9 protein-coding genes and 1 pseudogene are annotated in these 15,017 nt (G+C 60.3%); 8 read left to right on the forward strand and 2 right to left on the reverse strand.

Annotated elements, in window-relative coordinates:
• The first annotated feature begins 143 nt into the window (after window positions 1-143).
• From AC1DIS_RS20500 to AC1DIS_RS20515, 4 genes and pseudogenes are all read left to right on the forward strand, one after another.
• Entirely contained in the window at window positions 144-374 is a 231-nt protein-coding gene (locus tag AC1DIS_RS20500) for a hypothetical protein (protein ID WP_018928577.1), read from the forward strand.
• Entirely contained in the window at window positions 371-673 is a 303-nt protein-coding gene (locus AC1DIS_RS20505) for a cell division protein ZapA (protein WP_477748836.1), read from the forward strand. Before AC1DIS_RS20500 ends, AC1DIS_RS20505 begins: the two co-directional genes overlap by 4 nt.
• A gap of 145 nt (window positions 674-818) precedes the next feature.
• Window positions 819-1,847, forward strand: a pseudogene (locus AC1DIS_RS20510) (HAMP domain-containing protein); the annotation flags it as partial.
• A gap of 132 nt (window positions 1,848-1,979) precedes the next feature.
• Window positions 1,980-2,711 (forward strand): methyl-accepting chemotaxis protein, encoded by a 732-nt coding sequence (locus AC1DIS_RS20515; protein WP_477745552.1) that lies wholly within the window; start codon window positions 1,980-1,982, stop codon window positions 2,709-2,711.
• A 99-nt stretch (window positions 2,712-2,810) separates the two neighbouring features.
• Here the strand turns inward: AC1DIS_RS20515 and AC1DIS_RS20520 are convergent, their stop codons facing one another.
• Together AC1DIS_RS20520 and putA are read right to left on the reverse strand one after the other, a co-directional pair.
• Complete coding sequence (locus AC1DIS_RS20520; protein ID WP_477781048.1) at window positions 2,811-4,613, reverse strand: acyl-CoA dehydrogenase; 1,803 nt, start codon at window positions 4,611-4,613, stop codon at window positions 2,811-2,813.
• A 145-nt stretch (window positions 4,614-4,758) separates the two neighbouring features.
• Window positions 4,759-8,712: a trifunctional transcriptional regulator/proline dehydrogenase/L-glutamate gamma-semialdehyde dehydrogenase gene (putA, locus tag AC1DIS_RS20525; protein WP_477781049.1), complete on the reverse strand. Its 3,954-nt coding sequence runs from the start codon at window positions 8,710-8,712 to the stop codon at window positions 4,759-4,761.
• A 460-nt stretch (window positions 8,713-9,172) separates the two neighbouring features.
• Here putA and putP point away from each other — a divergent pair, with 460 nt between their 5' ends.
• From putP to AC1DIS_RS20545, 4 genes are all read left to right on the forward strand, one after another.
• A complete protein-coding gene (gene putP / locus AC1DIS_RS20530; protein WP_018928573.1) occupies window positions 9,173-10,657 on the forward strand; it encodes a sodium/proline symporter PutP in 1,485 nt (494 codons plus the stop codon).
• Window positions 10,658-10,911: 254 nt separating this feature from the next.
• The gene (locus AC1DIS_RS20535; protein WP_477744150.1) at window positions 10,912-12,930 is read left to right on the forward strand and encodes a type VI secretion system Vgr family protein; all 2,019 of its coding nucleotides are present in this window, start codon (window positions 10,912-10,914) and stop codon (window positions 12,928-12,930) included.
• A complete protein-coding gene (locus AC1DIS_RS20540) occupies window positions 12,920-13,657 on the forward strand; it encodes a DUF4123 domain-containing protein (protein ID WP_477744151.1) in 738 nt (245 codons plus the stop codon). Before AC1DIS_RS20535 ends, AC1DIS_RS20540 begins: the two co-directional genes overlap by 11 nt.
• Window positions 13,657-15,017: DUF6531 domain-containing protein (locus AC1DIS_RS20545; RefSeq protein ID WP_477781050.1), on the forward strand; the 1,361-nt coding region annotated here is incomplete at its 3' end. The genes AC1DIS_RS20540 and AC1DIS_RS20545, both read left to right, overlap by 1 nt.

Below are 15,017 nucleotides of genomic sequence, written 5' to 3' on the forward strand. Positions count from 1 at the left end.
ACCAGAACCGCCAATCACAGTCTTTAAAGTTCGCGAGGAAGGTCGACCGCCAGGAAAATCAAGGTCTTGCGCCTGCATACCCCTGGCTTCCACAGTGACTTTTCTTTATCGTACGCGCCCTTTGAAAATGCCCGGAAATCAAAATGTTAGAAGCAACCCTAAGCCAATTGGAACAACTGGTCAGCGACCTGGTGCAACAGAACCAGGCGCTGCTCGGCACCAATCAATCCCTGAGTGCGGAGCTGGCCCAGGTCAAGGATGAAAACGAAAGCTTGCAACTGAGCCTGATGGAACAGGAAGAGAAACAAGGCGCCACCGTTGCACGCATTCAGGCCTTGGTTGAGCGCGTCAGCGCCGGCCCTGTCAGCGCATGAGTTACGGCGCCGCAGGGGTAAAAGTCGTCTCGATTCTGGGTGAAGACTATTCAATCAAGGCTCCGGCCGGGGAAGAGCAGACCCTGCTGGACGCCGCCTTAATGTTGAAGGCCGCTCTGGCCGAGACCAAAAAGAAATACCCGGCACTGATCGGTGACAGCTTGCTGGTGCTGGCGGCGATGAATCTGTGCTCGCAGCAGATCGAAATGCAAAAGCGTCACCAGCAGGAACTCGACCGTTACCAAGAGCAAGTCAGCGCCACGGTTGAAGTGATCGCCAAGACGATCAACCAGGCCTGAGCGGCTTTGCGCACAACCAAAGAATAAATTGTCGATTTGGTTGTATACAATCGGCATGGCTGTTGCAGTGTTTCAGCCCTTTATTCTTTGGGGGTGCTCCATGCAGTTCTGGCGACGCAGTATTCAATGGCAGTTGATCCTGAGCATGGGCACTGCCCTGCTGGTCAGTATTCTGATCGTGGTTGGCATTTATACCCTCGTGGTCAACCGCCTCGCCCAGCGCTATCTGGTCGAGCAGGCGTTGCCGTCGAGCATCGAAGCGATGCGCAACGACATTGAACGCATCCTCGTCCAACCCCTCACCGCCGCCAAGGACATCGCCAGTAACAGCATGGTGCGCGACTGGTTGGCCGGAGGCGAAAACACTGCCCAGACCGCGGCCTTCGTCAGTTACCTGGAAGGCATCCGGACCGAGCACAAAGCCTTTACCGCGTTGATCATCGGCACCGCTTCAAACCATTACTTCACCGAAAAGGGCCTGGACCGTACGCTCAGCCGCTCCAATCCCAATGACGCCTGGTTCTATTCGTTCCTCGACAGTAATCAACCGCGCACCCTCAATATCGACCATGACACCGCCACCGGTGAGTTGGCGCTGTTCATCGACCTCAAAGTCGAGCAGGCCGGCAAAGTCGTGGGCGTGGCCGGGCTGGGCCTGAGCATGAAAGAACTGTCGGAGCTGATCCACAACTTCAACTTTGGTGAGCGCGGCAAGGTCTATCTCGTGCGCTCCGACGGTTTGATCCAGGTTCATCCCGAGGCGCAGTTCAGCGGCAAACGTACGCTGGTCGAACAGATCGGCGCCTCGGCGGCGCAAGCGGTGATGACCTCCACCGCGTCTGGCAGCAGCAGTTTTGCCCGCGATGGCGAAGAGTTTCTGGCCTTGAGCCTGCCGCTGCGTGATCTGGGCTGGACCCTGGTGGCCGAAGTGCCGCAGTCGCAGATCTACGCCGAGGCTCGCCGGGCGATGTGGATGAGCGGCGGCATTGGTCTGGCGGTGGCGTTGGTTTGTCTTTTATTGGTGGTGTTGCTGGCTCGTGGATTGGTGCGACCGATTCGTCAGGTAACAGCGGCGTTGGTTGCCATCGGTAGCGCTGGTGGAGATTTGACCCACCGGTTAGATTCCAGCCGCGCCGATGAGCTGGGTGACCTGGCTCGCGGCTTTAATCGGTTCCTGGAAAGTCAGCGCGAGATGATCGGCGAAGTGCTGGCCACCAGTGAACGTTTACGCACGGCGGTCGGCCAGGTGGCGCGGGTGGTGGACAACACCGCTGAACGTTCCGGACGTCAGCAGGAAATGACCGACATGGTTGCCACCGCCGTTCATGAGATGGGGCTGACCGTGCAGGAAATCGCCCAGAACGCCGGCAATGCGGCGGTCGCTTCGCAAACCGCGCGGGATGAAGCGCTGCAGGCGCGGGAAGTGGTGGGCGGGTCGATCCGGCACATCGAAAGTATGTCTGACGAAATTGGCGTCGCCGCCGCAGCGGTGGGTGAGTTGGCCCAGCAGGTGGCGTCCATCGATCAAGTGTTGGCGGTGATTCGCGGGATTTCCGAGCAGACCAATTTGCTGGCACTCAACGCGGCCATTGAAGCGGCTCGGGCCGGGGATATGGGGCGCGGGTTTGCGGTGGTGGCCGATGAAGTGCGGACCCTGGCGCGGAGGACTCAGTCGTCCACCGACGAGATCCAGCAGATGATCGGCAGCCTCAAGCAGGGTGCGGAGCATGCAGTGTCTTCAATGCACGCCGGGCAAGCGGCGACCGGCACGGGGGTTGAGTCAAGCCAGCGCACCGGGGCGTCGTTGACGGCGATTACCGGGCAGGTCGAGCACATCAGCGACATGAACCATCAGGTGGCCACAGCGACTGAAGAGCAATCGGCGGTGACGGAAGAGATCAACCGCAACGTGCAGGGGATTTCCGATTTGGCACGGGCCACGGCGGGGGAGGTCAGGGCTTGTCGTGAAGACTGTCAGACGTTGCAGCGTCTGGCCGATGATTTGGCGCGGCAGATGGGTGGGTTCAAGTTGAGCTAACTGATCATTCCCACGCTCTGCGTGGGAATGCAGCCCGGGACGCTCCGCGTCCCTTCCGCGGCCGTGACGCAGAGCGTGGGAACGATCGGTGTCAGCGGGTCAGAACCACTCATCCTGCATGCTCAGACACACATCATCCCGCGCCTCAAGAATCGCCAGTTCATGGTGGCAACCCGGCACTTCCCACGTCAGGAAATACCGCGCCGCCTGTAGCTTGCCTTTATAGAAGCTCACATCCACCGCATTACCCTTGGCGAACCCTTCCTCGGCACGAATCGCCTGTTCCAGCCAGCGCCAGCCGATCACCGTATGACCGAACACTTTCAGGTACAGCGCCGAGTTCGCCAGGCCGCTGTTGACCTTGCCCTGGGCCAGATCAGTCAGCAGGCCGATGGTCACGGTTTGCAGGCGAGCCACCAGTTTTTCCAGCGGTTCACGCAATGGAGTCAGCGACTCATGCGCCTGCGCCCGCTCAGCGGTGTCGGCGATCAGGCGGATCAGTTGCTTGAGCCCCGCGCCACCGTTCTGCGCCAGTTTGCGCCCCAGCAAGTCCAGGGACTGAATGCCGTGGGTGCCTTCATGGATCGGGTTCAGGCGGTTGTCGCGGTAATACTGCTCCACCGGATACTCGCGGGTGTAGCCGTGACCGCCGAGAATCTGGATCGCCAGTTCGTTGGCCTTCAGGCAAAACTCCGACGGCCAGGATTTGACGATCGGCGTCAGCAGATCCAATAGCTCGTGGGCCTGTTTGCGCTCGGCTTCGCTTTCAAGCGTCGTGGTGTCGTCGAACAGCCGCGCCGCATACAAACCGAGGTCGAATGCGCCTTCGACGTAGGCTTTCTGGGTCAGCAGCATGCGTTTGACGTCGGCGTGCTGAATGATCGCAACCGGTGCGGTGGTCGGATCCTTGCTGTCCGGTACCCGACCTTGCGGACGCTCGCGGGCGTATTCCAGGGAATACAGATACCCGGCGTAACCCAGCATCACCGCGCCCATGCCGACGCCGATCCGCGCCTCGTTCATCATCTGGAACATGTAGCTCAAGCCATGGTGTGGCTTGCCCACCAGATAACCGACACACTCGCCGTTATCGCCGAAGTTCAATGCGGTGGAGGTGGTGCCGCGCCAGCCCATCTTGTGAAACAGCCCGGCCAGCAGCACATCGTTGCGCTTGCCGAGACTGCCGTCATCGTGGACCAAAAACTTGGGCACGATAAACAGCGAAATCCCCTTCACCCCGGCCGGAGCGTCCGGCAACTTGGCCAACACCATGTGCACGATGTTTTCCGACAGCGGGTGATCGCCACCGGAAATGAAGATCTTGTTGCCCTTGAGTCGATAGGTGCCGTCGGACGCCGGCTCGGCGCGGGTACGAATATCCGACAGTGATGAGCCGGCGTGGGGCTCGGTCAGCGCCATGGTGCCGAAGAAGCGACCGTCGATCATCGGTTGCAAAAAACGCTGCTTCTGCTCATCGGTGCCGAAGCTTTCAATCAGGTTGGCCGCGCCCATGGTCAGGAACGGGTAGGAGGTCGACGCCGAGTTGGCCGATTGAAAGTGCGCGAAGCAAGCCTGGGACAGCAGCGTAGGAAGTTGCATGCCGCCGGCATCGAAACTGCGCGCGGCGTTGAGGAAACCGGCTTCGAGGAAGGCATCCACCGCCGGTTTCACTTCCGGAATCAGAATCGCCTGACCGTCCTCATAGCGCGGCTCGTTCTCATCGCCCTTGCGGTTGTGCGGGGCGAAGAACTTCTCGGCGATATTGCGGGCAGTGCCGATGGCGGCATCGAAGGTCTCGCGATTGTGCTCGGCGAAACGCTCACGTTGGGTCAGGCCCTCGGCATCAAGGACTTCATACAGCTCGAAAGCCAGATTGCGGGAACTGAGCAACGTCYCGGACATGGCGGCCTACCTTTATTTGGGATGGACCGAGTCTAGGCGTGGGAATAGAGGCTGAACAGGATGATTGATCTTGGTGATGGAGAAGCAAAAGATCTTGCTTCAAAAAAACCGGACGCCCATTGCAGGCGCCCGGCTTTATTACGGTTTAACCGATAGTCATCAAGCTGGCATTACCACCCGCCGCGGCGGTGTTTACGCTCAACGCCCGTTCGATCACCAGGCGCTCCAGCGCAATGTTGGTTTCACCCTGGGACAAACCATGAACCCCGACAATCGCCCCCGCCCGCTTGGCCACTTGCTGGCACACCGCGCGCAGCTGATCGGAATGGCCATGATGCAGAACGGCATCAACCACCACTTCGTCCTTGGTCCAGTCGGCCACCCGCTTGATCCGTGCCTGCACTTCTTTCGGCAGACGTGCGAACAAGGCCTTGCCCGGTTCCGCGTCCGGCCACACCGCCGAGCCGCCGACGGCCAATACCGCCGCCAGTTGAGTCAGCAGATCGCCTTCGACGTCCGCCAGGCACAGCACGTGTTCGCGCGGCAGGATGGCGTAGCTGTTGCGCTCGCCGGTCGGGCCGGCCAGCACGCGGGTGATCCCGCTTTGCGATTGCGCCGCGAACTGCACGCACAGGGCGCTCAGGTCCGTGAGCTTGTTGCTGTCGGCCCAGGCTTGCAGCGCGGTCAGCGGTTTGCTCATGGCATCACGCAGACGCACGTCCGGCGCTGCGATAGCGTCGCCGCGAGCGAAGGATTGTACGATCGCATCGGTAGGACGCGTCGACAGCAGGCGGTACAGGTACAGCGGACCACCGGCCTTCGGACCGGTACCCGACAGGCCTTCGCCGCCGAACGGTTGCACGCCGACCACGGCACCAACGATGTTGCGGTTGACGTAGACGTTACCGGCGTTGACGTTGTCGATCACCTTGGCGATGGTTTCGTCGATGCGAGTGTGCACGCCGAGGGTCAGACCGTAGCCGGATGCGTTGATCTGGCCGATCAGTTGGTCGATGTCTTTGCGCTTGTAGCGCACCACGTGCAGCACCGGGCCAAAGATTTCCCGTTGCAGCTCGTCGAAGCTTTCCAGCTCGATCRGGGTCGGCATGACGAAGGTGCCGCGTTTGACTTCTTCGCTGTTGGCGATCGCCACCTGGTACACGTTGCGACCTTTGTCGCGCATGGCCTGGATGTGCTTCTCGATGCCGGCCTTGGCTTCGGCGTCGATCACCGGGCCAATGTCCACGGAAAGGCGCTCCGGGTTACCGAGACGGCATTCCGCCATGGCGCCCTTGAGCATTTCGATGACACGATCAGCGGAATCTTCCTGCAAGCACAGCACCCGCAGCGCCGAGCAGCGTTGACCGGCGCTGTCGAACGCCGACGACACCACGTCGATGACGACTTGTTCGGTCAGTGCCGAGGAGTCGACGATCATCGCGTTCTGGCCGCCGGTTTCGGCGATCAGCGGGATCGGACGGCCCTGGGCATCCAGGCGACCGGCGATGTTGCGTTGCAGCAGGCGCGCGACTTCGGTGGAGCCGGTGAACATCACGCCTTTGACCCGATCGTCGCCGACCAGGCGGGCACCGACGGTTTCGCCACGGCCCGGCAGCAGTTGCAGCACGCCTTCCGGAATCCCGGCTTCGAGCAGCAGACGCACGGCTTGAGCGGCGACCAGCGGGGTTTGTTCGGCAGGCTTGGCCAGTACCGGATTGCCAGCGGCCAGTGCGGCAGCGACTTGGCCGCTGAAGATTGCCAGCGGGAAGTTCCACGGGCTGATGCACACCACTGGGCCCAACGGGCGGTGGGCGTCGTTGGTGAAATCGTTGCGCGCCTGCACCGCGTAATAACGCAGGAAGTCCACCGCTTCACGCACTTCGGCGATGGCGTTGGCGAAGGTCTTGCCGGCTTCGCGAGCCAACAGGCCCATCAGCGGCTGGATCTCGCCTTCCATCAAATCGGCGGCACGTTCCAGAATCGCGGCGCGTTCGGCCGGCGGCGTGGCCTGCCAGATCGGCGCAGCATTCAAGGCGCACTGGATCGCGTTGTCGACGTCTTCGACGGTGGCTTCCTGCACATGGCCCACCACGTCACGCAGATCGGAAGGGTTCAGGACTGGCGCAGGGCTTTCAGTGCTGGAGGCGCAACCGAGCATCGGCGCGGCTTTCCAGTTGTTGTGCGCGGTGGCCAGCAGGGCGCACGACAGGGATGCCAAACGATGTTCGTTGGCCATGTCGATGCCGCTGGAGTTGGCGCGCTCGGCACCGTACAGGTCACGCGGCAGCGGGATGCGTGGGTGCGGCAGGCCGAAACCGCCTTCCAGCGTCGCCATCTGCTCGATGCTGGCCACTGGATCGGCCACCAGTTCCTGAATCGAGATCGACTGGTCGGCAATGCGGTTAACGAACGAGGTGTTCGCGCCGTTTTCCAGCAGACGACGCACCAGATACGCCAGCAGGGTTTCGTGGGTGCCGACCGGAGCGTACACGCGGCACGGACGGTTCAGCTTGCCTTCGGACACTTTGCCTACAACCTGTTCGTACAGTGGTTCGCCCATGCCGTGCAGGCACTGGAACTCGTACTGGCCGGGGTAATAGTTCTGGCCAGCGATGTGGTAAATGGCCGACAGCGTGTGGGCGTTGTGCGTGGCGAATTGCGGGTAGATGACTTCCGGCACCGACAGCAGTTTGCGCGCGCAGGCGATGTAGGACACGTCGGTGTACACCTTGCGGGTGTACACCGGATAGCCTTCCAGGCCTTCGACCTGGGCGCGTTTGATTTCGCTGTCCCAGTACGCGCCTTTCACCAGGCGGATCATCAGGCGATGACGGCTGCGGCGAGCCAGGTCGATCACGTAGTCGATCACGTAAGGGCAGCGCTTCTGGTAAGCCTGGATCACGAAGCCGATACCGTTCCAGCCGGTCAGTTGCGGCTCGAAGCACAGGCGCTCCAGCAGATCCAGCGACAACTCGAGGCGGTCGGCTTCTTCGGCGTCGATGTTCAGGCCGATATCGTATTGCTTGGCCAGCAGGGTCAGCGACAGCAGGCGCGGGTACAGCTCGTCCATCACGCGCTCGTACTGGGCGCGGCTGTAACGCGGGTGCAAGGCGGACAGCTTGATCGAAATGCCCGGGCCTTCGTAAATCCCGCGACCGTGGGAGGCTTTGCCGATCGCATGGATGGCTTGTTCGTACGAGGCCAGGTACTTCTGGGCGTCATGTTCGGTGAGGGCGGCTTCACCCAGCATGTCGTAGGAATAGCGGAAGCCTTTGGCTTCGAACTTGCTCGCGTTGGCCAGGGCTTCGGCGATGGTTTCGCCGGTGACGAACTGCTCGCCCATCAGGCGCATGGCCATGTCGACGCCCTTGCGGATCATCGGCTCGCCGCTCTTGCCGATGATGCGGCTCAGGGAGGAGGTCAGTCCGGCTTCATTGTGGGTGGCGACCAGTTTGCCGGTCAGCAACAGGCCCCAAGTGGCGGCGTTGACGAACAGCGACGGGCTGTTGCCCAGATGTGGCTGCCAGTTGCCGGTGCTGATCTTGTCGCGGATCAAGGCATCGCGAGTGCCTTTGTCCGGGATGCGCAGCAGCGCTTCGGCGAGGCACATCAAAGCTACGCCTTCCTGGGACGACAGGGAAAACTCCTGCAACAGGCCCTGAACAATCCCGGCACGGCCGCTGGCGCTCTTCTGATTGCGCAGTTTCTCGGCAATCGAGGCAGCGAGCTTGTTGGTGGCGTCGCACATCGGTGCCGGCAGGCGAGCCTGTTCGATCAGCATCGGCACCACTTCAGGTTCCGGGCGACGGTAAGCGGCAGTGATCGAGGCGCGCAGCACCGATTGCGGCAGGATGCTTTCAGCGAATTCCAGGAAGCATTGGTGCGCGTGATCGACGTGGACCTCGCCCACCTCGTCAACTTCCTTGCCGTTCAAACCGTTCAGCTCGGACAGGGTTGCACCACCCTCGAGTTTTTCCAGGTAATTGAAAATTGCCTGCTTGATCAGCCAGTGCGGTGTGCGATCAATCGAGGTCGCGGCGGCCTTGAGGCGTTCGCGGGTCGGGTCGTCAAGTTTGACCCCAAGGGTGGTGGTAGCCATATTTTTATCCTCATGTTTGCCACGACCGCGTGGCATCAGCTGACGGCAAGATTAGCTGTGCGCTGGTTGAGGTGCAACCGGGTGCAACCCTTTTTTTGCCGGAATAATAAGCAGCTCGTCAGGAAATAAATTCTGGTACACCCGGACCGCTCCTGCTTGGTGCTTTTACTTCTAGCGCAATCCGGAAAACGCCCTAAAAAGGAGCAAAAACCGACTGTTTTCAGGTAAATCCGATTAGGTGCAACTTATTCGAACGAAACTGGTTGCACCTTATTTGCATTGTTGAATAGCATTCGCGGCCAAGGTGCAACCGGTCAAAAAATCGGAGCACCGGCTGATGGCTTTCCTGGGGAAACATCAGTCATAAATGCGCGGGCCCCCGAATCGTCTGTCAAACGTCATCGTTTGCGAGCGGTTCACCAGCCGCCGCTACATAAAAACAATGCCAGGGCGTAACTCAATGAGCGTAAGCAATCCAACCCTGATCACGTTCGTGATCTACATCGCAGCAATGGTGCTGATCGGCTTCATGGCCTATCGCTCCACCAACAACCTTTCTGACTACATTCTGGGCGGCCGTAGCCTGGGCAGCGTCGTGACCGCACTCTCTGCCGGTGCTTCCGACATGAGCGGCTGGTTGTTGATGGGCCTGCCGGGCGCTATCTACATGTCCGGTCTTTCCGAAAGCTGGATCGCCATCGGCCTGATCGTCGGTGCTTACCTGAACTGGCTGTTCGTCGCCGGCCGTCTGCGTGTGCAGACCGAGCACAACGGCGATGCGCTGACCCTGCCGGACTACTTCTCCAGCCGTTTTGAAGATAAAAGCGGCCTGCTGCGGATCATCTCCGCGGTCGTGATCCTGGTGTTCTTCACCATCTACTGCGCTTCCGGCATCGTGGCCGGTGCCCGTCTGTTCGAAAGCACCTTCGGCATGTCCTACGAGACCGCGCTGTGGGCCGGTGCTGCGGCGACGATTGCCTACACCTTCGTTGGTGGTTTCCTGGCAGTGAGCTGGACCGACACCGTACAAGCCACGTTGATGATCTTCGCCCTGTTGCTGACGCCGATCATCGTGCTGCTGGCCACTGGCGGCATCGACACCACGTTCCTGGCCATTGAAGCGCAAGACCCAAGCAACTTCGACATGCTGAAAAACACCACCTTCATCGGCGTGATTTCGCTGATGGGCTGGGGTCTTGGCTACTTCGGCCAGCCGCACATCCTGGCGCGTTTCATGGCGGCGGATTCGGTCAAGTCGATCGCCAACGCTCGTCGCATCTCCATGACCTGGATGATCCTGTGCCTGGGCGGCACCGTCGCCGTAGGTTTCTTCGGCATTGCTTACTTCTCGGCAAACCCAGCCCTGGCCTTGCCGGTGAGCGAAAACCACGAGCGTGTGTTCATCGAACTGGCAAAAATCCTGTTCAATCCATGGGTTGCCGGTGTGTTGCTGTCGGCCATTCTGGCGGCGGTGATGAGTACCCTGAGCTGCCAACTGCTGGTGTGCTCGAGCGCCCTGACCGAAGATTTCTACAAAACCTTCCTGCGTAAAAGTGCTTCCCAGGTTGAGCTGGTCTGGGTCGGCCGTGCCATGGTGCTGCTGGTTGCGCTGATCGCTATCGCTCTGGCGGCTAACCCGCAAAACCGTGTACTGGGCCTGGTCAGCTACGCCTGGGCAGGTTTCGGTGCTGCGTTCGGTCCAGTTGTCCTGATCTCCGTGATCTGGAAAAACATGACCCGCAACGGCGCACTGGCCGGCATCCTGGTCGGCGCGACCACTGTGATCGTCTGGAAACACTTCGAACTGCTGGGCCTGTACGAAATCATCCCTGGTTTCATCTTCGCCAGCCTGGCGATCTACATCGTCAGCAAAATGGGCGCACCGACCAGCGGCATGCTTTCGCGCTTCGCTGCAGCCGAAAAGGATTTCCGCCTGAACCAGTGAGGGGGATGAGCTGATGCTCTGACCTTTCGCCGAACATGAAAACGGCCCGCTTCCTTTTGGAGGCGGGCCGTTTTTTTTGCGCTCCCACATTTGTTTGGTGGTGCTTCTGACAGGAATGTCTGTAGTGCTTTATCCAGTTTTTTGAAGGAAAAATCCCTAAAAAAGCAGGGTAAATCTGATTTCCTTATCCCTCCATCAACACCCCTTGTCGCTCATGCAGAATCGCCCGCCTTCATTCTGCAGAGACACATCGGATGTTCGCGCCTGCCAATCAACCGCGTTTCACGTTGACCCTCGACGGCGTCCAGAATGAGCTCAAGGTGCTTGAGTTCACGGGCAAGGAAGCCATCAGCCAACCCTACCGTTTTGACCTGGAACTGGTCAGCGAGCGACCCGACATAGAGCTCGAAAGCCTGCTGCATCGTCAGGCGTTTCTGAGTTTCGATGCGCAAGGTTCCGGTATTCATGGTCAGATCTTTCGCGTCGGCCAAAGCGATTCCGGGCACCGTCTGACGGGTTACCAGATCAGTCTCGTACCGCGTCTGGCGTATCTCGACCGGCGTATCAATCAGCGGATCTTCCAGCACAAAAGTGTGCCGACGATCATCACGCAAATCCTCAAAGACCACGGCATCCAACGCGACGCCTTCGAGTTCCGGCTCGGCAGTGACTACCCCGATCGCGAGTACTGCGTGCAATACGCTGAAAGCGATCTGGCGTTCATCCAGCGCCTGTGTGCCGAGGTCGGCATTCACTATCACTTCCAGCACAGCCCCGACGGGCACCTGTTGGTGTTCGGCGATGATCAGACGGTTTTCCCCCGTCTGCCCGAACCGACGCTGTACCTGCCGGGCAGCGGGATGGCTGCGGATGCGCCGGCGATCAAGCGTTTCAATGTACGGCTGGAAACCCGGACCACCGCAGTCACCCGTCGCGACTACGACTTCCAGAAACCGCGTTTGCAACTCGAGAGCCGCCTCGACAGCGAGCAGCGACCGGTGCTGGAGGACTACCACTTCCCCGGCCAATTCACTGATCGTGAACACGGCAAGCATCTGGCTCAACGAGCGCTGGAACGGCACAACGCGGATTACCGTCAGGCCGAAGGTCGTGGCGACGAATCCGCATTGGTCAGCGGGCATTTCCTATACCTGGCCGAACACCCGCGTCAGGCGTGGAATGACCTGTGGTTGATCACCGAAATAGAACACCGCGGCCGTCAACCGCAGGTACTGGAGGAGTCAGCCACCAGCGACAGCCCGGATGATTTCCAGGGCTATCGCAATACGTTTCTGGCGACGCCGTGGGACGTTTCTTTTCGCCCACCGCTGGGCCCGGAAAAGCCACGGATGCTCGGCTATCAACCCGGCGTAATCACCGGCCCGACGGACAGCGAAATCCATTGCGACGAGTACGGTCGGGTCAAGGTTCAGCTCGCCTGGGACCGTGACGGTCAGCTCAACGAACACTCCAGTTGTTGGCTTCGCGTCGCCACTGGCTGGGCTCATGACCGTTACGGCAGCGTGATGATTCCGCGCGTCGGCATGGAAGTGCTGGTGGGGTTTATCGATGCCGATGCCGACAAGCCACTGGTGATGGGCTGCCTGCCCAACGCCGCGACGCCTGTGCCCCTCGATCTGCCGGCGGACAAGACCCGCAGTATTTTCCGCAGCCAAAGCAGTCCCGGTGGCGGCGGTTACAACGAATTGCGCATCGAGGATCGCAAAGGGGCCGAGGAAATCTACCTACGCGCCCAGCGCAACTGGACTCAGCACGTCCTCAACGATCAACAGGTGCAGGTTGATAACCAGCGCAGCATCGTCGTCACCGGCACCGCCCGCCATGAGTTGAAGGCCGACGAAAAACGCATCACCCATGGCCAGCGCCAGACCGAAGTGCGGTTGGACGATCACCTGGTGGTGGTCGGCGACCGGCACATTCGTGTGAGCAATCAAGCCCTCAATGCCAGTCAGCAATTCCACGTCAGCGCCGGCCAACAAGTGGTCATCGACGGCGGCGCCAGCGCGACCATTCAGGCGGGCGGGCAGTGGATCAACATCGGCCCCGGCGGGATTTTCAGCAGCGTGCCGATGCAGGTCGGTGGTGCTCTGATGGCGGCCATGGCTTCTGCGCCGAACTTGCCGGATGTGCCGTTGAAGCTTGCGGCGGCCCCGGCGGCGCTGCTCAGTGCCGCGCAGATTCTCAGCCTGCAAAGCGACGCGCCGTTCTGCGAAGAGTGTGAGCGCTGCAAGGGCGGTGTCTGTGCTGCCTGATGTTTTGTCGCCTCGCGCCTGGCTGGAGCGCCAGCCACTGCAACCGTCGGAGCAACTGTTCGCGATTTTCAGCAGCGCCAGTGCCGCTGAACCGTTCAAAACCTGGCAACGCTCGATCACTGCACAAGCGCCGAGCCCGATCTGGGCCGGCACTGCCTACGCCGAGTGGGAAGCGGTGATGCCCTATGTCGGAATCGTTACCGCTGACAGTGAGTTTCTGGATTGGGTCGCCGTCACTGAGTCCCGCGATTGGGGTTGGCTGGCGGTGTCTTGCGCCACTCAAGAGGCGTTGGTCGAGCATTTGCGCAGCCTCACACACGTTCTGATGCCCAACGGCAACGCGGTGTTTTTCCGCTATTGGGATGGGCGCTATGTGCTGCCGATTCTGCAATCTGCCGAGGTTAACGCTGCGCAACTGATGCCGGTGATCGGGCGTTGCCTGATCAATGGCCAACCGCTGGATATCGGTGGTAGTGCGCTGAAAACCGCCAGGGTTTTCCCCTGGTGGGAAGTATCTGAATCGCTGCTCAACCACCTCGCCACCAAGTCCGCGACAACGAATATCAACAACCTGCTGAAGTGGTTGAGCGAGGACCGCCCTGATCTTTATGAGGCGTTCTCCGAAAGCGTGTTGCGGCACAAAGTCGCGAGCTTTCTTGAGATGCCAGACCTGCCTCAAGCGCCGAAATCAGCGTTGGTGGATTACCTGATGACGGAGCTGGACTGATGGATCAGATCGTACGGATCGAGCAGGAGCTCGACGGTTTCAAAGGCACACTGGTTTTGTATCGCCAGCAGCTTGGCAACTTCTTGAACCGGAACGCGGATAGGGTCAGCCGGGCGATGGACATGCCTTCGCTGTTGGACATGGAGCGGGTGATAAAACTCGGCGATACCACGACTGCGGTGAGCAGTGGCGACGATGATTTTATCTCGGGTCTTGCGCAGTGTCCGGCTAGTGGAATTCTGCAGATCGAGAGCAAGTTCGAATCGGTCTACGACATTCCGTTGGGGAGCATTCAGGTCGATGTGATTGCCAATGATGGCGGCGAAAGTACACCTGTCACACTCGATGAAAACGGTCAGGGGCAGTTCAAAGGCACGCCCGGCAAGTTCTACCGCGTTCATGTCCATAGTGAAGTCACCCCGACTCAAATCGATGATCTTTTCTCCTCCTACGACGGCCTGACCCAGGAGCTGGAAAGCTGGCTGCGCAAGGAATGGGAAGGGTTCAAGCCGCAGTGGTCGCAGCAATCGGCATCCGCTTCGTTGGCGGCGGTGGGCAACGGAGTGCTCGCGGGAGGTTGGGCGGCGATTCAGGCGGTTTGGGATGGCATGGGTGAACTCGCCGATATCCTGAAAGACCCCAACGCCTATGCCGAGAAGCTGGGTGAAAGCGCCGGCAGACTTGCCGATCTGGCCGTAACCGCTCCAGACAAGATGGAAAAGGCCATGTTGCTGACCAGCGACGAGGCGGCGCTGTGCTTGCTGATGCGCACCGCGACCTTGTGGCTGGAAGCATTGCCACCTTCGCAACTGGCCGGGTCTTCGGCTGAAGCGATTTCCAAGGTCGTGGTTGGCTTGGTCATCGACCTGTTGATTGGTTTGGTACTGAGTGTGGTCGGGGTTGRCATTGCCTGGCTGACCGTGCGCCTGGCCAAGTACAGCGCACAGATTTTTCAGGCCGCCATGGGCTTCGTGAAGTCGATGGTTGCGATCATCAACAACTTCATGGAGTACGTTGATCGCTACAAAAAGGTCGCCGCGCGCGGTGTTGCGGCGGGCCTGAAAAAAGGCCGGATGCAACTGCGCTGGGATGCCAAACGCAACACCACGCTCAAGCAAAACGAACACCACGACGACTCCCCGGATCAGGCGAAAAACCCCAACGGCGACAGCGCCGACTCAGTCGACAAAACCGCGACCAACCAATGCCCGGTGTCGATGGTCACCGGCGAAGAACTGCTGACCCTCACCGACGGTGCGCTGGACGGCATCCTGCCGTTCGACTTCACCCGACTCTATCGCACCAGCGCCGCCGAGATCGACTGCGGCCTCGGCTTTGGCTGGAGCCATTCGCTCGCCCA

This window comes from Pseudomonas sp. 05N433, from assembly GCF_056396925.1.